At 48.0% G+C, this 22,278-nt stretch carries 15 protein-coding genes; 13 read left to right on the top strand and 2 right to left on the bottom strand.

Going from position 1 to position 22,278, the window contains the following annotated elements; genetic code table 11:
- Nucleotides 1–22 precede the first annotated feature (22 nt).
- From HPL003_RS06820 to HPL003_RS06785, 8 genes are all read left to right on the top strand, one after another.
- Entirely contained in the window at nucleotides 23–1,636 is a 1,614-nt protein-coding gene (locus HPL003_RS06820; protein ID WP_014278908.1) for a xylulokinase, read from the top strand.
- A 1-nt stretch (nucleotide 1,637) separates the two neighbouring features.
- On the top strand, nucleotides 1,638–2,333 hold the full coding sequence (locus HPL003_RS06815) for an L-ribulose-5-phosphate 4-epimerase (RefSeq protein WP_014278907.1): 696 nt from the start codon (nucleotides 1,638–1,640) through the stop codon (nucleotides 2,331–2,333).
- Between the two features lie 34 nt (nucleotides 2,334–2,367).
- On the top strand, nucleotides 2,368–3,792 hold the full coding sequence (araA, locus tag HPL003_RS06810) for an L-arabinose isomerase (RefSeq protein ID WP_014278906.1): 1,425 nt from the start codon (nucleotides 2,368–2,370) through the stop codon (nucleotides 3,790–3,792).
- A 407-nt stretch (nucleotides 3,793–4,199) separates the two neighbouring features.
- Nucleotides 4,200–4,961 (top strand): AAC(3) family N-acetyltransferase, encoded by a 762-nt coding sequence (locus tag HPL003_RS06805; RefSeq protein ID WP_014278905.1) that lies wholly within the window; start codon nucleotides 4,200–4,202, stop codon nucleotides 4,959–4,961.
- A gap of 331 nt (nucleotides 4,962–5,292) precedes the next feature.
- Nucleotides 5,293–6,792 carry a malate:quinone oxidoreductase gene (locus HPL003_RS06800; protein WP_014278904.1) on the top strand — a complete coding sequence of 500 codons (1,500 nt, stop codon included), beginning with the start codon at nucleotides 5,293–5,295 and terminating at the stop codon, nucleotides 6,790–6,792.
- A gap of 218 nt (nucleotides 6,793–7,010) precedes the next feature.
- On the top strand, nucleotides 7,011–10,949 hold the full coding sequence (locus tag HPL003_RS06795; protein ID WP_043922323.1) for a glycosyl hydrolase 53 family protein: 3,939 nt from the start codon (nucleotides 7,011–7,013) through the stop codon (nucleotides 10,947–10,949).
- A gap of 333 nt (nucleotides 10,950–11,282) precedes the next feature.
- Nucleotides 11,283–12,176 (top strand): SMI1/KNR4 family protein, encoded by an 894-nt coding sequence (locus HPL003_RS06790; protein WP_014278902.1) that lies wholly within the window; start codon nucleotides 11,283–11,285, stop codon nucleotides 12,174–12,176.
- Nucleotides 12,177–12,492: 316 nt separating this feature from the next.
- Entirely contained in the window at nucleotides 12,493–13,599 is a 1,107-nt protein-coding gene (locus tag HPL003_RS06785) for a PRK06851 family protein (protein WP_014278901.1), read from the top strand.
- 146 nt (nucleotides 13,600–13,745) lie between these two features.
- Here HPL003_RS06785 and HPL003_RS06780 read toward each other — a convergent pair whose 3' ends face one another.
- Complete coding sequence (locus HPL003_RS06780; protein WP_014278900.1) at nucleotides 13,746–15,191, bottom strand: DEAD/DEAH box helicase; 1,446 nt, start codon at nucleotides 15,189–15,191, stop codon at nucleotides 13,746–13,748.
- Between the two features lie 118 nt (nucleotides 15,192–15,309).
- On the bottom strand, nucleotides 15,310–15,891 hold the full coding sequence (locus tag HPL003_RS06775; protein WP_014278899.1) for a TetR/AcrR family transcriptional regulator: 582 nt from the start codon (nucleotides 15,889–15,891) through the stop codon (nucleotides 15,310–15,312).
- Nucleotides 15,892–16,210: 319 nt separating this feature from the next.
- Here HPL003_RS06775 and HPL003_RS06770 point away from each other — a divergent pair, with 319 nt between their 5' ends.
- The 5 genes from HPL003_RS06770 to HPL003_RS06750 all read left to right on the top strand — a co-directional run bounded on the left by HPL003_RS06770 (nucleotide 16,211) and on the right by HPL003_RS06750 (nucleotide 22,270).
- Nucleotides 16,211–17,272, top strand: a complete 1,062-nt coding sequence (locus tag HPL003_RS06770; protein WP_014278898.1) for an LLM class flavin-dependent oxidoreductase — start codon at nucleotides 16,211–16,213, stop codon at nucleotides 17,270–17,272.
- 22 nt (nucleotides 17,273–17,294) lie between these two features.
- Nucleotides 17,295–18,233 (top strand): alpha/beta hydrolase, encoded by a 939-nt coding sequence (locus tag HPL003_RS06765; RefSeq protein WP_014278897.1) that lies wholly within the window; start codon nucleotides 17,295–17,297, stop codon nucleotides 18,231–18,233.
- Nucleotides 18,234–18,607: 374 nt separating this feature from the next.
- Nucleotides 18,608–19,564 carry an endo-1,4-beta-xylanase gene (locus HPL003_RS06760; protein ID WP_014278896.1) on the top strand — a complete coding sequence of 319 codons (957 nt, stop codon included), beginning with the start codon at nucleotides 18,608–18,610 and terminating at the stop codon, nucleotides 19,562–19,564.
- 246 nt (nucleotides 19,565–19,810) lie between these two features.
- Complete coding sequence (locus HPL003_RS06755) at nucleotides 19,811–21,106, top strand: GntP family permease (protein ID WP_014278895.1); 1,296 nt, start codon at nucleotides 19,811–19,813, stop codon at nucleotides 21,104–21,106.
- 21 nt (nucleotides 21,107–21,127) lie between these two features.
- Nucleotides 21,128–22,270 (top strand): glycerate kinase family protein, encoded by a 1,143-nt coding sequence (locus HPL003_RS06750; RefSeq protein ID WP_014278894.1) that lies wholly within the window; start codon nucleotides 21,128–21,130, stop codon nucleotides 22,268–22,270.
- Nucleotides 22,271–22,278 lie beyond the last annotated feature (8 nt).

Genomic DNA, 22,278 nt, shown 5'->3' with positions numbered 1-22,278 from the left:
CAGAGAGAGGAGTAACGTGAGTATGGATCAAGACATTAAACAAGCGATTACTAAGGGAGAAACCTCACTTGGTATCGAATTTGGATCCACACGTATCAAGGCAGTACTGATTGATCATCGTTTTGAAACCATCGCATCTGGAAGCTATGAGTGGGAAAACCGCTTGGTAGACGGATATTGGACGTACAACTTAGAGAGTATTATTACGGGTCTGCAAGAGGCTTATAGTGAAATGAAGCAAGAGGTTGAACGAAAATATGGAATCACCCTTCGTACAGTGGGTTCTATAGGATTCTCTGCAATGATGCACGGATATATGGCTTTTGACAGCAAGGGTGAGTTGCTTGTTCCGTTCCGGACTTGGAGGAATGCTACAACCGGTGCTGCAGCAAAAGAGTTAACTGATAAATTCCAATTCAATATCCCTGAGCGATGGAGTATTGCTCACCTGTATCAAGCTATATTGAACGAAGAGCAACATGTCCCTCATATTGATTTTATTACGACGTTGGCTGGATACATTCACTGGTTGTTGACTGGCGATAAGGCGATTGGCGTCGGAGATGCTTCGGGTATCTTCCCCATTGATGAGACTACACATAATTATAACGAATCGATGGTTAAGCAGTTTGATGAACTCATTGCGGCCAAAGGTTACGATTGGAACTTAAAAGACATTCTCCCTAAGGTTTATATTTCAGGCGAGCAGGCGGGTGTACTCACCGCAGCGGGAGCCACAATCTTAGATAAATCCGAAAATTTACAACCAGGTATTCCGCTTTGTCCTCCAGAAGGTGATGCGGGAACAGGGATGGTCGCTACGAATAGTGTAAGAAAACGGACTGGCAACGTCTCTGTGGGAACCTCGGTTTTTGCCATGCTTGTATTAGAGAAGGATCTTTCAGCGGTATATCCGGAAATTGATCTGGTGACTACACCGAATGGTAATCCGGTCGGAATGGTTCATGCCAACAACTGTTCAAGTGATATCAATGCTTGGCTTGGATTGTTCCGTGAATTCTATGAGGCAATGGGGCAAAAGGTGGACCCAAATCATTTATTCAGTGTGTTGCTGAACAAGGCTTTGGAAGCAGATCCAGATGGCGGCGGTTTACTTAGCTATGGCTATTTGTCAGGAGAGAATATTACCGGAATAGAGAAAGGCCGACCAGTGTTTGTCCGCTCCCCTGAGAGTCGCTTCAATTTGGCCAATTTCATGCGGACTCATCTGTTCACTGCGTTTGCTGCTTTGAAAATCGGAATGGATATTTTGACCAAGAAAGAAAATGTCGCAATTGACAGCATTCTGGCTCACGGTGGTTTATTTAAAACCCCTATCGTCGGACAAAAAATTGTTGCAGCTGCCATGAATGTCCCTGTATCAGTGATGGCAACAGCTGGAGAAGGCGGAGCTTGGGGGATTGCTATTCTGGCTTCTTACATGATGAACAAGGATCAACAAGAAAGTCTGGAAGACTTCCTTGACCAAAAAGTATTTAGAGATGCTGAGGGACAAGAAATTTCTCCTGACAGTTCCGACGTTAAGGGATTTGAGACATTCATGGAACGCTACACACAAGGTCTAGCGATTGAGCAGGCTGCTGTAGATAACCTAGTGGAAAACTGGAGGGATTGACGTGTTAGAGCAACTGAAAGAAGAAGTATTTCAAGCCAATCTGGATTTGCCTAAACATGGACTCGTAAAATACACCTGGGGTAACGTAAGCGCTGTTGATCGTGAGAGCCGCTTATTCGTGATCAAACCTAGTGGTGTTAGTTATGACACGATGAAACCTAGTGATATGGTGGTTGTTGATTTTGATGGCAATGTTGTTGAAGGAGAGATGAGACCTTCATCAGATACACCGACTCACGCTGTACTTTATAAGCATTACGCAGAGATCGGCGGTATTGTGCACACGCATTCGACTTGGGCGACCATTTGGGCTCAAGCAGGTCTGGATGTACCTGTAATGGGGACTACTCATGCAGACACCTTTTATGGTTCTGTTCCTTGTGCCCGTTTCTTGACACAAGAGGAGATTGATCGTGGGTACGAAGCGGAAACCGGCCGTGTCATCATCGAAACTTTTGAGCAGCGCGGGCTGGATATTTTAGCAGTGCCGGGTGTTTTGCTGAAGGGTCATGCTCCCTTCACTTGGGGCAAAGATGCGAAATCCGCAGTCGTGAATAGCGTCGTATTGGAAGAAGTTTCGAAAATGAATTTATTCGCACGAGAGTTGAATCATTTTGCTGAAGAATTGCCGCAGCGCATTCTAGATAAACACTATTTACGCAAACATGGGAAAGACGCCTACTACGGGCAAAAGTAATACCAACTAAAAAATGAAGAAAAGAGGATGAATGATGTCAACAGTAGGTACAAAACAGTTCTGGTTTGTCGTAGGTGCACAACATCTGTATGGAGAAGAAGCGTTAGCAGAAGTCAAAGCACACGCACAAGAAATGACCGATGCTTTGAATAAGAGCGGTGTTCTGCCTTATCCGCTAGTATTGCAGGATCTGGCGGTTAGTGCAGACAAAATCACCAGCCTTATGAAAGAAGTCAACTATCGTGACGAGGTTGCCGGTGTTATCACTTGGATGCATACCTTCTCGCCTGCAAAAATGTGGATTCGCGGTACTAAATTGTTGCAAAAGCCGTTGCTTCATTTGGCTACACAGTACAATGAAAGCATTCCTTGGGCTACGATTGACATGGACTTCATGAACCTCAATCAGGCAGCTCATGGTGATCGTGAATATGGATTTATCAATGCCCGTCTGAAGAAACAGAACAAAGTGGTCGTAGGGTACTGGGAACGTGCGGAAGTGCAGAAGCAAATCGCAGAGTGGATGGATGTGGCGGTTGCTTATAACGAAAGCTTCAACATCAAAGTTGCTCGCTTTGGCGACAACATGCGTAATGTTGGCGTTACGGATGGCGATAAGGTTGAAGCCCAAATTCAATTTGGATGGACCGTTGACTATTTTGGAATTGGCGACCTTGTTCAGTATGTCAATGCTGTGAAGGAAGAAGAGATTGATGCTTTGTTCGCGGAATACTCCGAACTCTATGAATTTGATTACGGTACTTACGACAAGGAAGCTTGGGAATCCAGCGTAAGAGTGCAAGCAAGCTATGAAATTGCCCTTAAACGGTTCATGGATCATGGCGGCTACACTGCTTTCACTACGAACTTCGAAGACCTCTATGGTATGAAACAGCTTCCTGGCCTTGCCGTTCAACGTTTGATGGCACAAGGATACGGCTTCGCTGGTGAAGGAGACTGGAAGACTGCAGCGCTCGATCGTCTGCTTAAAGTCATGAGCCATAACCAATCCACTGGCTTTATGGAAGACTACACCTATGAATTAGCGGCTGGTCAGGAATCGATCCTTCAATCCCATATGCTTGAAGTTGACCCAACGTTGGCAAGCAACAAGCCTAAAATCATCGTTTCTCCGTTAGGTATCGGCGATCGTGAAGATCCAGCCCGTCTGGTATTTGACGGCAAGGCAGGAGACGGTGTGGTTGTTTCCATGGCTGACTTCGGTACGCATTATAAACTGCTGATCAATGAGGTTACTGCATTTGAACCGACAGTTCCTGCTCCAAATCTTCCAGTGGCCCGTGTACTATGGAACGTGAAGCCAAACTTCCAAGATGGGGTTAAAGCATGGATTGAGAACGGCGGCGGTCACCATACCGTGGTTTCCTTGAATCTAACCACAGACCAAATTGTCACTTATGCAAAACTGGTTAACCTGGAATACGTGATTATTAAGTAACTAGAAGATAGTCATCTATAGAAGCATTGGGTCAGTCCTGGGACAGACCCAATGCTTCTTTTGTTTCTCTGAGGATGTCGATATAAAGGAAGTTTAATCTTTGGATATCTGTGATCGCAGCATATTCGATACTCAATAGTTGGGTATTGTTTCTGTAAAATTTCTACATTCGACAATCTATAAAATATTTTACCCTTTTTAGATTCATGCTTATCTTCTTTGGATTCCATTTTTTGCAATAAGAAATATAGTTACCGTTTCGCATAGAATAGCACCATCAGTATATCACGCTTACAGGTTCTTAGACACACCAAGCAGACATACAGAAGTTGACCCGTTGTTAATGTGCCGGAGCATCCGATTCATCCAGGCAAGTTTTGAAATAATGGCCCAAGAGGGGGAAGAACATGCACACGATAAAGAGCTTAATGAAGCAATTAGAGCAGCTGGGCATTGACAGCAAGGGGACGATGTTGGTCCATTCTTCGATGAAAAGTATGGGGCCGGTCGAGGGTGGCGCGGAGGCAGTTTTGGATGCGTTTACAGAGTATATGAAGGATGGGCTGCTGGTGTTACCCACCCATACGTGGTCCTACATCAATGCGGATAATCCGAGGTTTTACGTTGATCGCTCACCTTCCTGCGTCGGGATACTACCCGAACTTTTTCGCAATCGGCCTGGTGTGGTACGTTCGTTACACCCCACTCATTCGGTAGCAGCATTAGGTCAGGATTCAATAGAGTTCACAAACGACGATCATCGTTTCGATACTCCATGCGCTAGGGGTTCCGCCTGGGGGAAGCTGCTTGACCGAAGGGCGACCATATTACTAGTTGGGGTCGATTTAAAGCGCAACACATTTATTCATGGAGTCGAAGAGTGGGTGGACATACCCGGCAGGTTAACGGATGATCATGAGAAGCTGTACACGGTTTTACCCAATGGAACAGAAATCCCTGTACCTTCCCGCAGACATTGTGGGTTGTCGTGGTCGGAGCATTTTTGCAAAGTAGATGAGGTCCTTGAAAGTAAAGGTGCGATGCATAAGGGGCGGCTTGGCGATGCCATTGTAAGGGTTTGTGATGCGGCTACGGTGGCGAAAGTAATAACTGAAATGCTCAAGGACAATCCGGATTTGTTTTCGGATAATAATCCCTTGGATCATTAATATGGATTATGAAAGGGCCGTCCGGTAGCGGATGGTCCTAAAACTTGCCGTTACAGACAGCGCGCTGAACCGTATCACAAGTAGGGCGAGCAATTATAGGTTAAGGCCTGGGTTTTATATTCTTAGAGCCTTGTGGAAAACTTATCACTTTTTTTTCCATATTCAAATGGTTTATAATTATTAGATAATAGTCGATATAATTTTTAATAGACTATATTTTAGTTATAATAGAGACAGAAAAGGTATGTTCCTGAGTGGAGCCTTGCTTCTTGTATCGCCTAAGCAGGAGGGCCTGCTCTTTTTTGCAAAATAAGAGATAAGGAAGGTTTTTATGAGCAGCATACAGAAAAAAACAGACGTTATCTTAATTGGTGCCGGAGTCATGAGTGCGACTCTGGGATCATTGCTGAAAGAGTTAGCACCGGAATGGGAAATTAAAGTGTTTGAGAAACTCGCAAACGCAGGAGAAGAAAGCTCTAACGAATGGAATAATGCGGGTACGGGTCATGCTGCACTGTGTGAGCTGAACTATACATCCGAAAAAGCTGACGGATCTATAGATATTAGTAAGGCTGTAAACATTAATGAGCAGTTTCAGCTCTCAAGACAGTTTTGGTCTTTTCTTGTAAACAGCAATTTGATTCGTAATCCGCAGGACTTTATCAAGCCAATACCTCATATGAGCTTGGTGCTAGGGGAAAAAGACGTATCTTTTTTGAAAAAGCGATTTAAAGCGCTATCAAACGTCCCTCTGTTCCAAGGAATGGAATTTTCCGATGACCCTGAAAAGCTGAAGGAATGGATTCCGCTGATCATGGAAGGCCGTACATCGAATGAACCGATCGCGGCAACCAAAATCGACTCTGGAACAGATGTCAACTTTGGTGCTTTAACACGCATGTTGTTTGACCATTTACAAAGTAAAAACGTCGAGATCAAATACAAGCATAGTATTAAGAATATGAAACGTACGAGCGACGGCTCGTGGGAAGTTAAAGTGCATAATCTTGAAAGCGGTAAAATCGAATACCATACTGCCAAATTTGTCTTTATCGGTGGGGGTGGCGGAAGTCTACCTTTACTACAAAGAACCGGTATTCCTGAGTCCAAGCATATCGGGGGATTTCCGGTAAGTGGACTGTTTATGGTATGTAACGATCCTAAAGTTGTCGAGCAGCATCATGCAAAAGTATACGGTAAAGCTAAGCTTGGTGCTCCTCCCATGTCTGTTCCGCATCTGGATACAAGATACATCGGCAATAAAAAAGCACTGTTGTTTGGACCGTTTGCCGGCTTCTCACCAAAGTTTCTGAAAGCGGGTTCAAATTTGGATTTGATCTGTTCTGTCAAACCCAATAACCTCTTCACGATGCTGGCGGCAGGTGCAAAAGAGATGGCATTGACCAAATATCTGATCCAGCAAGTGATGTTATCGAATGAAAAGCGTCTGGAAGAATTACGCGAGTTTATTCCGAACGCCAAAATCGAGGACTGGGGGATCGTGGTAGCGGGCCAACGTGTGCAGGTGATCAAAGACACGGAGGCTGGTAAAGGAACACTTCAATTTGGTACGGAAGTGGTTAGTGCCGCTGATGGCTCGGTAGCTGCATTGCTCGGTGCTTCTCCGGGTGCTTCTACTGCTGTTAACGTTATGCTGGAGGTATTAGAAAGATGTTTCCCACAACATATGAAAGAGTGGGAACCGAAGATCAAAGAAATGATTCCTTCTTATGGTGTGGCACTAGCGGAAAACCCGGAGCTTTTCCAAGAAATTCATGATTCCACAACGCAGACGCTTGGTCTGGGCGAAAAGGAACCGATCCATGGTTGATTTTTGAATGTAGAACCTATTAAAATCGCATATACAACAACGCCAAGCGGTGGGGAATATCCCCACCGCTAAAATGCTTGCATAAGAATACAAAATGTTGCAATCCTCCCATGTTTCCGATCATAGGTGTCTGCTATAGTGATCACAGTAATTATGTAAGCGCTTCATATAGCGGAATTGTTTATGGGTATTCGGGGTTGAAGAAAGGGGACAGAGAGATGAGAAGAAAGAGGCAGGCATGGTTGTTGCTGGTGGTGGCGATCATGTTCAGTTCGTGGCCGATGCGGCTGACACCAGCGGCGGCGGCAGAATCGGCTGGTGTTTCGGCAGTCGTAAACGGGGGGTTCGAGACGGACTTCTGGAGTGATCAATCGTGGCAGGTGGAAGCATCGGATTGGAAGCAGGTGGACATTCAGCATTATGCCTATGCCAGTGATCCTTTTATTACGCCGTCCGAAGACACGTATGCATTCAAATATTGGATCAACGACGCTGCGCCGACGGACCAGCAGGTCACAGTCAGTCAGAAGCTTCCGACGCTGCAGCCAGGTAGTTATGAGCTGTCGGTGCAATCGATGGGCGGCGCCGATGCCAAAGCGGGACATGTACAGGTATTCGCAGGTACCGATCAGAGCAGTGAGGTGGCAACGTCGGGCTACAACCAATGGGGAAGCGTGACTTTGAAATTTGTGCTGACCGAGCAGACTTCCGATCTGGTCATTGGAGCGAGGATCAGCGGCGCTGCGGCTGCGTGGGGCTATCTGGACCGCTTTATCTTAAAGCAGGTCAGCACGGATACGGCCCATCCGGTGGCAGCGGATATTTTTGTGAAGAAGGTCGAAGGATTGAAGTCTGATTTTATCAAAGGTGTCGATATATCCAGCATTCTCTCTCTGGAACAGAGTGGAGTACGCTTCTATAACGAGCAGGGCACAGAGCAGGATATATTCCAGACGCTGAAGGAATCCGGCGTAAACTATGTCCGGGTGCGTGTGTGGAATCATCCGTATGATGCGAAAGGTAACGGCTATGGCGGCGGGAACAACGATCTGGCCAAAGCGATCGAAATCGGCAAGCGGGCGACCAACAACGGGCTGAAGCTGCTGGTGGATTTCCACTATTCCGATTTCTGGGCTGATCCGGGCAAGCAGCATGTGCCGAAGGCCTGGCAGAATCTGAGTTTTGCTGACAAGGAACAGGCGGTGTACGACTATACGCGGGACAGCCTGCAGAAGTTGATCGATCAGGGCATAGATGTGGGGATGGTGCAGGTCGGCAATGAGACGAACCAGTCGTTTATCGGGGAGAAGGATTGGACGAAGATTAGTGCTTTATTTAATAAGGGAAGCCAGGCGGTGCGTGCCGTCGATCCGAATATTCTCGTGGCACTGCATTTTACCAACCCGGAGACGCCGGGCCGCTATGCTTCCTATGCGAAGGCGCTGTCGGACAACCATGTGGACTATGATGTCTTTGCCAGCTCGTATTATCCGTTCTGGCACGGTTCACTGAGCAATCTCACAGCAGTACTGAAGCAGGTAGCAGATACGTATGGTAAAAAAGTGATGGTGGCGGAAACGTCCTATGCGTATACAGCTGAAGATGGGGATGGGCATGAGAATACCGCCCCGAGAAGCTCGGGACAGACGCTGGACTATCCGATCAGTGCTCAGGGGCAGGCCACGTCGGTCCGTAATGTCATTGAAGCGGTATCCAATGTAGGCGATGCAGGCATTGGTGTATTTTATTGGGAGCCAGCCTGGTTGCCAGTAGGACCGAAAGCAGATGTCGAGCAGAGCAAGCAGCTGTGGGAACGATATGGTTCCGGCTGGGCGGCCAGCTATGCTGCGGAATATGACCCTGATGATGCGGGCAAATGGTATGGCGGCAGCGCGGTAGACAACCAGGCGCTGTTTGATTTTACGGGCCATCCACTTCCTTCGCTGAAGGTGTTTAACTACGTCAACACGGGAGCGGTGGCTACGCTCCAGGTCGATGAGGTCCAAGCGATAACGGTAACGGCCGACGCGGGCGAGAAGATCTCGCTGCCGGATTCGGTCACCGTGACGTATAACGATGGAAGCACCGGAACACTCGCTGTAGAGTGGGATCAGGCGGCCTTAGAGCAAGCTGTGAGCCAGGGAGCGGGCAGTTATGTGATTAACGGGACAGCCAAAGGCGGTTATCCGGCGCAGGCAGTGCTGGAGATTCGTCGGCCGAATCTGCTGGTGAACGGCGGCTTTGAACTGAGCGACCGGAGCATGTGGAAGATTACTTACGGTGGCGAAAGCGCACCGCACACCGACTACCAGAACAAAGCTTCCGATGCGAAGTCGGGCCAGTATTCGCTGCATTTCTATTCGGCGGATGCGGTCAATTTCCGGGTGGAACAGGCGGTCTACGGTTTGAAGCCCGGCTACTACGACCTCTCGATGTCGATCCAGGGCGGCGATGCGAAGAACGCACAGATGAAATTGTTTGCCGCGACTGGCGGCAAGGAAGAGAAGGTAGATACCGGTGTAAATGGCTGGGTACAGTGGAATCAGCCGGTCATTCGCGATATACGAGTAACCGACGGCAAGCTGACGGTGGGCGCTTCCATCCAGGCAGACGGTGGGGCTTGGGGATCGCTGGATGATTTCTATCTGACGTTCGTCCGGGATGCAGAGGCGACGAACCCGGGTGAGGGTACAACGCCAACACCTGAGCCAGCACCTGCACCGACACCAACTCCGGCACCGGGTTCGACACCGACGCCAGCACCAGGTAAAGATTCCTCCGGAAATTCATCTACTGGCAGCGGTGGTACATCTGCCGGACAGAGCGAGAATGTGACAGTCAGTGTGGACGGTGGCAAGAACAGCAGTACTAAGCTCTCCAATGTCGTCATTCAGCGGACAACGCTGTCCGACGGGTCGAAAAAAGACCAGGTCAGCTATGGGGCTGCTCAGGCACGGGAGGCATTGAGCAGCGTAAAGGCCGAAGGACGTTCCAGCGTCCGGTTGGTGATGCCTGATTCAAAGGATGAAGTCACCGAGCTAGAATTTGCCCTGCCTAAGGATACGGCGAAGACGCTGGCGGATGCTGGAGTTGGTCTGGAAGTATACACTAACCATGCGCGTCTGATCCTGTCCCCATCAACGCTCGCATCGATGGATGGGAACCGCCAGTTTACGCTCAGTCCGGTAAAGAGTGAAGCGGCGATCCAGGCGGTAGCGGAACGGGCAAAGCAAAATGGCCTCGTGCAAGCAGCCGCCGGGCAGGGTGAAGTTCGCATTATCGGCCGACCGGTGATGATCGAGACGAATCTGCAGGGGCAGTCGGTAGAACTGGTGCTGCCACTGCCCCAGCAGTCGCTGCCGAACTCTGCCGAAGAACGCCAGGCTTTCCTGAGCAATCTGGCTGTGTATGTGGAGCATAGCGACGGCACCAGGGAGCTGGTGCAGCCGACGCTGCTATGGGACGGTAACCAGCCGGCAGGGCTCCGTTTTAGTGTAAACAAGTTCAGCACCTTTACGGTACTGCATCTGAACAAGCAGATCGCGAGCATAGGCGGAGAGCAGGAGAGTGAGCGTTCGCAGCCGTATATGCAAGGCTACCCGGATGGGACATTCCAACCGGCGCGTAGGATGACACGGTCGGAGCTGGCAGAGATTCTGTTCCGTCTGGCTGTTGACCGGTCGGAGCAGCCGTTGGTTGAATCGTCAGCACCGCAGATTCGCGCCAACTATACGGATGTTGCAGGGCAGAACTGGGCTGCCGAAGCGATTGATACCGTGACAACGGCCGGATGGATGAAGGGATACAGCAGCAGCACTTTCGCACCGGGGCGTCCGATCACTAGAGCGGAGATGGCGACAGCACTGGCACGCTGGAACAATCTGAGCGGAGCAGCTTCGGGTACCTTCCCGGATACGACCGGACACTGGGCGAAAGATGATATTGCACGGGTACAGCAAGCTGGCTATATGCATGGCATGCCGGACGGTAGCTTCCAGCCGGATCAGAACCTGAGCCGGGCAGAGGCGGTCACTTTGTTCAATCGGGTATGGAAGAGAGAACCAGAATCCTTCGCTGACTCGTCCAGGTGGTCAGATGTCCCGGTCGGACATTGGGCTTTCGGGGACATTGCCGCAGCAACAACCCGGATTCGCTAGGATATACTGGTAAGCGAAACTTATCTGCATTTCCTGCCTGCGTACAGTATTTGATGCTCATTTGCATATATTGACCCCGATGGCTTTTTTGGTCAAAACTTGCCACTGCAGATGGCGCAGCGAACCGAGCCGTATCATAAGTAATCGTCAATGGATTGGTTTGAATTGGAGGGTGTAAACCTCTGAGTCTCCATATCCTATTCATATAGCCCACGTGTATTTTATTGTATGATGGATGATAGTAACCCATTGTACGTGTATGGTGAGCTGGAGAGAGCGGTGCCGGGAATGTTAGAATGATAAAAAGGGCGAAAAAAGTAGGAGGCAGAGCTGATGCGGGACAATCTGTTGCCACAGCTGGAAGCGTGGCATGAAGAAGATGAATTCGAAGAAATCGTAAGTTCCATTATGGAGATTCCTGCGGAGGACAGGGATTATGTGTTGGTCAGTCATTTGGGCAGAGCGCTGAACAATCTCGAGCGTTATGAAGAGGCGGTTGAACAGTTCCTATTCATTGAAGAGGAGGGGAAAGGCGATCCGCTGTGGCATTTCCGCATAGGTTTTGCCTATTACTACCTGGATCAATATGAGGAGGCCTTGCGCGCATTTGAATCCGCAGATCAGTTAGACCCTGGGGATGAGGATACCTTGGAGTTCCTGGATTTGGCTCGGAGCAAAGTCCTTCAGAAGGTAGTGGAGGTGTCCAATGCCGAGGTTGATACCGTTGTGGATTTCGATTTCACGGACTTTTGGGATGACAGTGAACATGCGTTAGAACAATATGTTATGGATGATCCGCCCACTGAAGAGCTAATCGCCTCCTTAGAAGAAGAATTGGTATTCAAGCTGCCGACCTTCTATATTCATATGATGAAGCAGCATAACGGGGGAGTTCCTCAGAACAGATGCTTCCCTATAGGTGGATCGGTCTCCGGGTCGAAAGGACATATCAGAATTTTAGGCATTCTGGGAATTGGACGGGAAAAGAGACATTCGCTATGCGGTGAATCAGGCAGCCGTTTCAGAATTGAGAATGGGGGATATCCTGAAATTGGTGTGGTCATTTGTGATTGCCCTTCGGAATCCGAGGTGGTCATGCTGGATTACCGGGAATCGGGCAATGACGGCGAACCGGAGGTTGTCTATGTGGATAAGGAGAATAACTACAAGATTACGCGGCTTGCGCCCAATTTCGAGGCCTTTATTCGCGGGCTGGTAAAAGAATAAATGAGGAGTCTGATTCGTTCAGGCTCTTTTTTTGCCTTGCTATCGATCTGTCAATCAAAGGTATATTAAAATTCTTTTACAGACAGCGCGGTGGACCGTATCACAAGTAACGGCAACCGGAAGCAATACGTTCTCGCCGGACCGCAGCGTAGCGCGCTCTGAATTCTCGGAGATTGTCGTAAATAGTCTGGGTTTGAAGAGTCAAAATGCACCGCAATGCAAACAAAGTAATACCTATCTACACATGTCACCTTTTCCGTAGAAATTAATACAATGGAGTATGAAGCATGACATTAGCCCAGAAAGGTGTGTGATTATGGACGGAACGATCCTTAATTTCTATGCCGGCGGCAATACGGCTCAGGGATTTGCCAATCTGTATGATTCGTCACTTCAAGGATTAACACGTTTGTTTGTCTTAAAAGGAGGCCCTGGTACGGGGAAGTCAAGGCTCATTCGAGAAATTGGAGAGCATATGGCACAGCAAGGCCATGAGATATGGATTCTCCATTGCGCATCGGATAATGAATCGTTGGACGGGGTAATCATACCCAAGTTAAAAGTAGGAATCGTCGATGGAACGGCACCACATGTCATTGAGCCCGAACGGCCTGAGACAGCCATTGTACACGTGGATGTAGAGCAGGCAGCCGATAGGCTTCAGTTAAATCTGCAAAAGCAAGAAATAGACAGCTTGACCGAACAGATCACGCAAGCACATAACCGAGCTTATTCCGGCTTTGCCGAAGCACTCCGCATTCACGACGAATGGGAAACCATATATATAGCCAACATGAATTTCCAATTAGCTGATGAACTGACCCAGGAGTATATTGAACTCCTCTATGGTGATCGGAAACTGGAGAGAGTAAGTCGGGTAGACCGTCGTTTTCTAGGTGCGACGACGCCGAAGGGGGCTGTTGATTTCGTCCCTAATCTGACCGCGGGCTTAAAGAGGTATCTGGTTAAAGGCCGCGCCGGGTCCGGTAAATCTACTCTATTAAGGAAATTAGCGGATGAAGGAATCCAACGTGGCTTTGATATCGAAATCTACCATTGTGGCTTCGATCCGGACAGTCTCGATATGATTATCGTACGAGAGCTTGGGTTTGCTATTTTCGACAGCACGGCACCGCATGAGTATGAGCCCGACCGAGCGACCGATGAAATCGTCGATATGTATTCGCGATGTATACAGCCCGGCACAGATGAAGCGCATTCGGATGCTATCGCCGACATTAAAGAGCGATACTCTAAAGCCATGAAGCAATCCATACAGCATCTGACACAAGCTAAGTCCTTGCGGGATGAGTTAAAGGAAATATATGGGGCGGCGATCGATGTCCACCGTGTAGATCAGATAGGATCCGAGATAGAACAGGAAATTAGGGGATATCTGGCAGCCATGAGCAGGAACAACTGACCTTCATAAATAAAATGGCTAGAGGAAAGGTGCATCTATAGCGCATTTCTCCTAGCCATTAGCCATTATAGTGCTTTCCCATATACTGATCATTCAGACTCCGTCAGCGTGATGTAGATGGAGCCCTCTTTTATACCGTGTAGCCTCTACTTGTTCCCCTTGCGCACCTTTAACAACTTGCCTTTTACGGTCGTATTCTTCATAATCTCCAGCACAAGCGGTCCCTTGCCGTTTAGAATCTCAACGTCGGTTACATGATCAAGAATTGTAATAATTCCAATATCGTCTGCTGTTACTCCGTCAAGCTTAGCGATGGTTCCAACAAAGTCTACAGCTCTAAATTTCTTTTTCTTGCCACCATTAAAATTCAACTTCATAATCTGTTGGTTTAATTGCTCGCGCTTGTCTTTTTTAAGTACAGTTCTGACATGTAGCTTCTGTTCAAAATCTTCTCTACGGCGATCAACAGCCTCTTCTGATGGAGCCTTTACTTTCGGAATCGCGAATCCAATGTATGCTTCAATATCGGCTAATCGTCTGTCATCTTTAGGCGTAACCAGGGTAATGGCTTTTCCCGTCTTGCCTGCACGTCCCGTACGTCCTGTGCGATGAACATAGCTTTCCCTCTCAAGGGGAATATCATAGTTAATGACATGGGTGATATTCGTGATATCAATACCTCTAGCAGCTACATCAGTCGCAATCAAGTAACGAAATTGCCCCCTTCTGAACGCATTCATCACCTCGAAACGCTCTTCCTGCTCCATCCCCCCATGAATACGATCACACGGATACTCCAGATCAGCCAAGGCTCTGAATAGCTTATCTACATTCTCCTGCGTACGGCAGAAAATAATGCAGCTCTCAGGATTCTCAACAATGAGCAGATTTTGAAGCAATACCAGCTTGTCCGCCTCCGCCACCTGAATCAAAGAGTGATCAATTGTAGCTGTAGTTATACCGGCTGCTTTTATTTCAATTTCAACAGGATCGTTCATATACTTGCGTGACAGTCTGGCTACATCCTCAGGAAAAGTAGCGGAGAATAACATCGTAGCCCGGTCACTAGGCAGGGCCTGAATAATCGACTGAACTTGCTCGATAAAGCCCATATTCAGCATTTCATCAGCCTCATCAATCACGAGATAGGCCATCCGATCTAACGATAGCGTGCCTCGTTCAATATGGTCCAGTACACGTCCTGGCGTACCTACAGCCATATGTGTTCTTTGCTTTAACTCGGCTTTTTGTATATGAAAAGGATGTTTCCCATAAAGGGGCGTTGCTTTTATCCGCTTAAAGCGTCCAATATTTGTGATGTCTTCGGTGACCTGTAACGCGAGTTCACGGGTTGGCGTCAGGATTAAAGCTTGGGGCTTATTTTCATTCCAATCTACTAGCTCACAGAGTGGAATACCATATGATGCTGTTTTGCCGCTACCTGTTTGTGATTTGGCCACAAGATCCTTCTTCTCAAGCGCAACTGGAATGACTTTCGTCTGAACTTCTGTCGGTGTCTCATAGCCTAGACTATCCAGCGCTCTCACGATTTCTTCACTTAATCGATAATCCGTAAAATGCTTCTGACTCATTTTCAACCTCTTCTGCGCTGTATTTAGAATACCTATACGTATAGAATGTCATCGTGTATCTAACTTATACTTCTATAGTATACCCTATATTCAGATTCACTCTAATACATATCCATGATTACTTAAGAAGTGTAAGTGTCACCTTTATTGTGTTATCAATAAATGATCGTTCTGGACGAGACTTTATCATTACGGTCAGTCCAATTAACGATACGACTAGCGCCTGTGATACGGCCTTCGCATCGAGCCCGATCTCAAGCTCGCCTGATTGTATACCTCGTTCAATAGCTTCTTGAAATATAACCGATAGGTACATTTGATGTTCCCTTGTAAGAATTTCAAATTTCTCATCATGAGGGGCAAGTTCAACCATTGTATTGATGCAAAAGCATCCCTTTCTGGGATTTTCTGCATATTCCTCGTCGACCACACCCTCAAAAAAAGTTCGAAATGCTTCTTTTACAGATGGGTTGCTTTGAAGTTTGGTTCGGATCAGAGAAGCACGGGACATCATGTATTTGCGCAGCGCAGCTTCGAACAATTCTTTTTTGCCTCCAAAAGCTGAATATATACTGGGTCGTTGAATTTCCATTCTGGAAGTTAAATCACTTAATGAGGTAGCCTCATATCCCTTCTCCCAAAATACTTGCATAGCTGCATCTAATACTTTTTCTTCGTCAAATTCGCGGATTCGTCCCATAATCAATACCTCTCATTACTCTTGATTTTATTCTTAATTCAATGACTCTGATCATAATTGTCAGGGGTCTTTATTTTCGTACCAATTAGTATGTTATTATCTTATAATTAGCGGCTTATATTGTCAAATGCAGGTTGGTTTATCCCGACAAGGGGAGATTGATATCAAGATAAATCAAAATGATTTTACTATATTTTATTGACAGTATTCTTTTTGATGAGTTATATTTACTGGGAAAAATATATTACCGATCGGTATGATATTTTAACGGTATTTGATTGGCATACAAAGAAAGCTATTAGAATAGGAGAGATGGACCATGGAGATAGGTATTACTTCGTTTGTAGAGACCAAGCCGGACGTTCAGACAGGTGAAGTGATAAGTCACGCACAGCGATTGCGCGAAGTTGTCGAGGAAATTGTCCTTGCTGATCAAGTGGGACTTGATGTGTTTGGGGTAGGTGAGCATCATCGGAAGGATTATTCGGCATCTTCACCAGCAGTTGTGCTGTCAGCGGCTGCAGCGAAGACGAAACGGATTCGGCTGACCAGTGCAGTAACAGTGCTTTCTTCAGCTGACCCCGTTCGCGTTTTTCAGGATTTTGCTACGCTGGATGGTATTTCGAATGGACGTGCGGAGATTATGGCGGGCCGGGGTTCCTTTATTGAATCTTTTCCACTGTTTGGCTATGACTTGGATGACTATGACGAGCTGTTTGAACAACATTTGGAATTGCTCCTTAAGATACGGGAGTCCGAAAAAGTAACCTGGAAGGGCGGACATCGGCCAGCGATTAACCATTTGGGTGTGTATCCACGGCCAGTTCAGAATCCTTTACCGATATGGATTGGCAGCGGGGGCAGGCAGGATTCTGCTATCCGTGCAGGTCTGTTAGGACTGCCCTTGATGCTGGCGATCATTGGCGGGAATCCGACGAATTTTGCACCGCTCGTGCAGCTTTATAAGAAAGCAGCAGCGCACGCTGGTCATGACGAATCGCAGCTTAAGGTTGGATCGCACTCCATAGGATTTGTCGGAGAGAATACTGAACGAGCTGCAGATACATATTTCCCTTCTACGATGGCAGGTATGAATAGATTAGGCAGGGAGCGGGGCTGGGCGCATTATGATCGTTCTAGCTACGATGCCGCGCGCAGCTTTGAAGGTGCGCTGTATGTTGGCGATTCCGAGACTGTTGCCCAGAAGATCATTCACCTTCGTAAACATGTAGGCGTTACACGCTTTATGCTGTATGTTCCGCTAAGCACGATGCCGCATGCCGAGGTGATGAGATCCATTGAACTGCTGGGAACAGAGGTAGCACCCCGTGTTCGGAAGGAAATAACCAAGTGGGAAGCTGAGACGGAAAAAAGATCATAATTCAAATATAGGAGTGATTCGAATGGGTTTTGAAAGTCGGGTATTACCAGAATTGAGGTCGATAATAGCACAGTTTCCTGGTTTTCAACTGGAAGAAAATTTAGAACTGAGCAGAAGCTATTTATCGAGTCCTCCCATTGAGCAGTCGGAGCATGTACGCACGACAAGCCGAATGATTCCGAGCGTAGCAGGCGAGATATTAGTCAAAATCTACGAACCTGCCCAGCGAACTGACGTTAAGCTTCCGGCCATGCTGTGGATTCACGGGGGAGGCTATGTGATGGGGCATCCTGATATGGACGATGCTTTGTGCGAACGTTTCGTGCAGGCGGCTAAATGCGTCGTCGTATCGGTCGATTATCGACTTGCTCCCGAGCACCCCTATCCAGCTGCCATCGATGACTGTTATGCTGCTTTGACGTGGATGACCGACGAAGCTGAGCTGCTGGGCATCGACTTGGACCGGATCGCAATTGCCGGTGCAAGCGGGGGCGGCGGTCTGACCGCAGCACTTGCTTTAATGGCTCGTGACAAAGGCGGGCCAGCTCTCATCTTCCAAATGCCGCTGTATCCGATGATCGACAACCGCAATAATACGGCCTCAAGTCATGAAATTACGGCCGATAATGCACCATGGAACCGGACGAACAACTTGGCGGCCTGGAACATGTACTTGGGCGATCGTACCGAAGATAGCGAGGTGTCCCCATATGCGGTGCCATCGAGAGCGGAAAACTTGGCTGGCCTGCCGCCGATCTATACGTGCGTAGGCCAGCTCGATCTGTTCCGAGATGAGACGATTGAATATGTGACACGCCTTGCCCAAGCGGGTGTAGACGTCGAATTCCATCTGTATCCCGGCACATTCCACAACTTTGAAGGGATGGTTCCGCAAGCAGAAGTAAGCCAACGCGCTAGCCAAAGTTATGTAGACGCGATTGCAAGAGCTCTTAATCCTTAAACTATTAAAAGGGCAGTCTCCAAAGTGATATACTCCCAAAAAAGTAGACAGGTTAAATAATAAAACTTGCTACTGTAAGGGGAGGATATCACTTTTTGCAGCAACCTTTATTGTCGTATTAGAGTTGTTTGGGATTTGCCAGGGATGGGTTGAAAAATTAGGGAAATGCATGATACGAGGCTAGATTTTAATTGAAATGATGTGTTAAAGGAGCATCAGATGTTTAACTGTCCCACAATGATGTAAAGTTTTTTGGGTAAAATCTTTACTTTCACATGTAGCGGAGAATATACTTTTATTATTATAATTGGAAATGTAAGCGATTTATTAGAAGTAGAAATATTAAAAAACTATACGTATGAGGAGGAGATTTGATGTTGAAATTTAAAGTAGGCAAGTTGGTGAGTAGTTTGGCGTTGGCAGGTCTGTTGTTTTCGTCTGTTCTGGTGAATCAGGCTGATGCTGGTCTGGCGAAGGGAAGCAAATTCCTCGGGAATGTCATTGCCGGCAGTGTCCCTTCTAGTTACGGAACGTACTGGAATCAGGTGACACCGGAGAATTCAACCAAATGGGGCGCGGTCGAAGGCAGTCGCAACAACATGAATTGGTCGCAAGCGGATATGGCCTACAATTACGCCCGTAGCAATGGCTTCTCATTCAAGTTTCACACCTTGGTATGGGGCAGTCAGGAGCCAGGATGGGTAAGCAGACTGTCGGCTGCCGATCAGAAAGCGGAAGTGACTCAGTGGATCAAAGCAGCCGGCCAGCGCTATTCGAATGCGGCGTTTGTAGATGTGGTGAATGAGCCACTGCATCAGAAGCCGTCTTACCGCAATGCCATTGGCGGTGATGGATCGACCGGATGGGATTGGATCATATGGTCATTCCAGGAGGCCAGACAAGCTTTTCCGAATGCCAAGCTGCTTATTAATGAGTATGGAATTATCGGCGATCCTTCATTAACGGACCAATATGTGAAGATTATTAATCTGCTCAAGAGTAGAGGGCTGATTGATGGAATTGGCATACAATGTCACCATTTCAACATGGATAATGTCTCAGTCAATACGATGAATACGGTATTGAACAAATTATCGGCAACTGGATTGCCAATTTATGTGTCGGAACTGGATATAACTGGTGATGATAACACCCAGCTTGCCAGATACAAGGAGAAGTTCCCGGTACTCTGGCAGCATCCCTCAGTGAAGGGAGTTACGCTCTGGGGGTATATCCAGGGACAAACCTGGAAGGAGAACACACATCTGCTGAATTCGAACGGCTCGGAACGCCCTGCGCTCCAATGGCTGAGACAATATCTGGGTAGCTAGTGCCAATGGTGATGTCGACAAGCGTGGAGAATTGTACTATAAGCAATAGTAAAGCGAGGCAATAAGTCCATATAAATATATATATATATTGATTTTAATAGGCCTTGGCTGAAGTAATATGCTTCCAAGGCTTTTTTCTTTTTATGTGCAAATGCACAATCAATTTCGTCCATTCTTCAATATTTTTCATCCTCCGCAGTCGATATAATGAAAGCGTAATCAAAAATTGCCCGGGGGGTTAGGCAGATGGAAGGGTTGACGATCAGTTGGATAGGAGCTCTGGCAGGGCTGGCTATTGCGATTATTCTGATATTAAGAAAGCTGAATCCGGTTTACGCTTTGTTTTTGGGAGCCATTATAGGTGCTTTATTGGGCGGGGCCAACTTAGAGCAGACCATTAGTGTGTTGATTAGCGGTACGCAAAGTGTGATGGGGACAGTCATTCGAGTGCTCGCCGCAGGTGTATTGGCAGGTGTGATGATGGAGTCCGGGGCGGCGGAGACGATTGCGCAGGCTATTGTAAAAAAGTTTGGCGGTAGCAAAGCGATCCTCGCACTAGCCTTGGCGACGATGATTATTACGGCGGTAGGCGTATTTATTCCCGTCGCAGTGCTGATCGTGGCACCTATTGCATTGTCGGTCGGGAACAAAATGGGGATTTCTAAGCTGGCGCTTCTGCTGGCCTTATCCGGAGGCGGAAAGGCGGGGAACATCATCTCTCCAAATCCCAATACGATTGCGGCGGCGCGCGGCTTCAACCTGGATTTGAGCCACGTGATGCTGGCAGGTGTGGTTCCGGCAATATGCGGCTTATTGATGACCGTTCTGGTAGCATCTCTGTTGAAAACGAAAGGTGTGAAGGTATCCGACCAGGATACCGCAGACAGTGATGTGGATACTTCGAAATACCCGCCACTGGGACGGGCCATTGTAGCTCCGTTGGTGGCTGTTATTTTGCTGATGATTAATCCGATTGGTTCCATCTCCGGTATTGAAGCGCTGTCGAGTTTCAAGGTGGACGCGATGTACATTTTGCCGATTGCCGGGATTGTGGGTATGCTGGCAATGGGGCAAGGACGCAATATTTTAAAATATTCGGCCTCTGGTTTGAATAAAATGACGGCGACCGTGCTGATTTTGATCGGTGCAGGCGGGATTGCGGGTCTGATCTCTGCGTCCAACTTGTCTACTCAGGTGGTTGGCTTGATTGAAGCCTCGGGAGTTTCCGGCACATTGCTGGCACCGCTTGCAGGTATTCTGATGGCGGCTGCCACGGCGTCGACCTCAACGGGAGTTATTTTGGCGACAGGTTCGTTTGGGGAAGCGATTCTGAATATGGGGACGGCCCCGTTGGCCGCAGCTGTGATGGTACATACAGGGGCTACGGTCATCGACTCCTTGCCACAAGGCAACTATTTTCACGTCACGGCAGACAGTATGAAAATGAGTATTAAGCAACGGATGGGACTTATTCCTTACGAAGCTATTGTGGGTGGAACGATGACGATTGTAGCGACATTGATGTATGGATTTTTGCTTTAATATTTAGGATGGGGTGAGAAGATGAGCGAGAAGACATTTGTGCTGGCGCCGGATTCCTTTAAAGAAAGTATGACAGCAAAAGAAGTATGTATCGCGATGGAGAAAGGACTGCGCAAGGTGTATCCGACCGCAAATTATGTCCACATCCCGATGGCGGACGGCGGTGAAGGAACGGTACAGTCACTGGTGGATGCGACAGGTGGGCAGCTTCGTTATATCGAGGTGACCGGACCGCTTGGAGAACCTGTAACTGCTGCATACGGCTTGCTGGGAGACGGCACCACTGCGGCAATCGAGATGGCATCCGCCAGCGGAATCCATCTGGTCAACAAGGATAACAAAAACCCGCTAAAGACAACAACTTACGGTACGGGTGAATTAATCCGTGAATGTCTGAATCAAGGGATTCGAAAGATTATTATTGGCATTGGCGGAAGTGCGACGAATGACGGCGGTACAGGGATGGCGGAAGCGCTGGGTGCCAGATTCCTGGACGCCAAAGGGAACACTCTTCCACGCGGTGGCGGTAGTCTTGGCGAGTTGGCAAGTATAGATATTTCATCGCTGGATGAACGCTTGCAGCAGGTGCAATTGATTGTAGCCTGTGATGTAACGAATCCGCTGTGCGGAGCGCATGGGGCATCTCATGTATTCGGTCCGCAAAAAGGGGCAACCCCGGAGATGGTGCAGCAATTGGATGCCAATCTTGCCCACTATGCAGATGTGGTGAAGCGACAGCTGGGCAAGGATGTGCGCGATCTTCCAGGCGCGGGCGCAGCTGGCGGATTGGGTGCGGGCCTGCTGATTTTTACTCAGGCGTCGCTGCAAAAAGGCATTGAAATTGTGATCGAGTACACCGGGTTAAAGCAGAAGCTGGCGAATGCGGATATCGTTTTTACGGGGGAAGGCGGTATTGATTTTCAGACCAAATTCGGAAAAACTCCGTATGGGGTAGCTCAGGCTGCCAAACAATCCGGCAAAAAGGTCATTGCGGTCGCTGGCTATATCGGGGAAGGGATCGACACGTTATACCAGGAAGGAATAGATGCGGTGTTTGGTATCGTGCCGGGAGCCTCGGAGCTGGATAAGCTGTTGGTGGAAGGGCCGCAAAACGTAGAGCGTACGTGCGAGAACATCGCAAGGCTGCTTCAATTCGGCGAGTAACGGCGAGG

The sequence above is a fragment of the Paenibacillus terrae HPL-003 genome (assembly GCF_000235585.1).
Classification (GTDB): Bacteria; Bacillota; Bacilli; order Paenibacillales; family Paenibacillaceae; genus Paenibacillus; species Paenibacillus terrae_B.
The sequence above is the reverse complement of the archived record's forward strand: the minus strand, read 5'-3'. Positions and strand labels throughout refer to the sequence as shown.

Excerpts from the sequence above, each read along its gene's own strand:
- HPL003_RS06820 (WP_014278908.1), top strand. The coding sequence starts at position 23 with ATGGATCAAGACATTAAACAAGCGATTACTAAGGGAGAAACCTCACTT.
- araA (WP_014278906.1), top strand. The coding sequence starts at position 2,368 with ATGTCAACAGTAGGTACAAAACAGTTCTGGTTTGTCGTAGGTGCACAA.
- HPL003_RS06805 (WP_014278905.1), top strand. The coding sequence starts at position 4,200 with ATGCACACGATAAAGAGCTTAATGAAGCAATTAGAGCAGCTGGGCATT.
- HPL003_RS06800 (WP_014278904.1), top strand. The coding sequence starts at position 5,293 with ATGAGCAGCATACAGAAAAAAACAGACGTTATCTTAATTGGTGCCGGA.
- HPL003_RS06795 (WP_043922323.1), top strand. The coding sequence starts at position 7,011 with ATGAGAAGAAAGAGGCAGGCATGGTTGTTGCTGGTGGTGGCGATCATG.
- HPL003_RS06790 (WP_014278902.1), top strand. The coding sequence starts at position 11,283 with ATGCGGGACAATCTGTTGCCACAGCTGGAAGCGTGGCATGAAGAAGAT.
- HPL003_RS06785 (WP_014278901.1), top strand. The coding sequence starts at position 12,493 with ATGGACGGAACGATCCTTAATTTCTATGCCGGCGGCAATACGGCTCAG.
- HPL003_RS06780 (WP_014278900.1), bottom strand. The coding sequence starts at position 15,191 with ATGAGTCAGAAGCATTTTACGGATTATCGATTAAGTGAAGAAATCGTG.
- HPL003_RS06775 (WP_014278899.1), bottom strand. The coding sequence starts at position 15,891 with ATGGGACGAATCCGCGAATTTGACGAAGAAAAAGTATTAGATGCAGCT.
- HPL003_RS06770 (WP_014278898.1), top strand. The coding sequence starts at position 16,211 with ATGGAGATAGGTATTACTTCGTTTGTAGAGACCAAGCCGGACGTTCAG.
- HPL003_RS06765 (WP_014278897.1), top strand. The coding sequence starts at position 17,295 with ATGGGTTTTGAAAGTCGGGTATTACCAGAATTGAGGTCGATAATAGCA.
- HPL003_RS06760 (WP_014278896.1), top strand. The coding sequence starts at position 18,608 with ATGTTGAAATTTAAAGTAGGCAAGTTGGTGAGTAGTTTGGCGTTGGCA.
- HPL003_RS06755 (WP_014278895.1), top strand. The coding sequence starts at position 19,811 with ATGGAAGGGTTGACGATCAGTTGGATAGGAGCTCTGGCAGGGCTGGCT.
- HPL003_RS06750 (WP_014278894.1), top strand. The coding sequence starts at position 21,128 with ATGAGCGAGAAGACATTTGTGCTGGCGCCGGATTCCTTTAAAGAAAGT.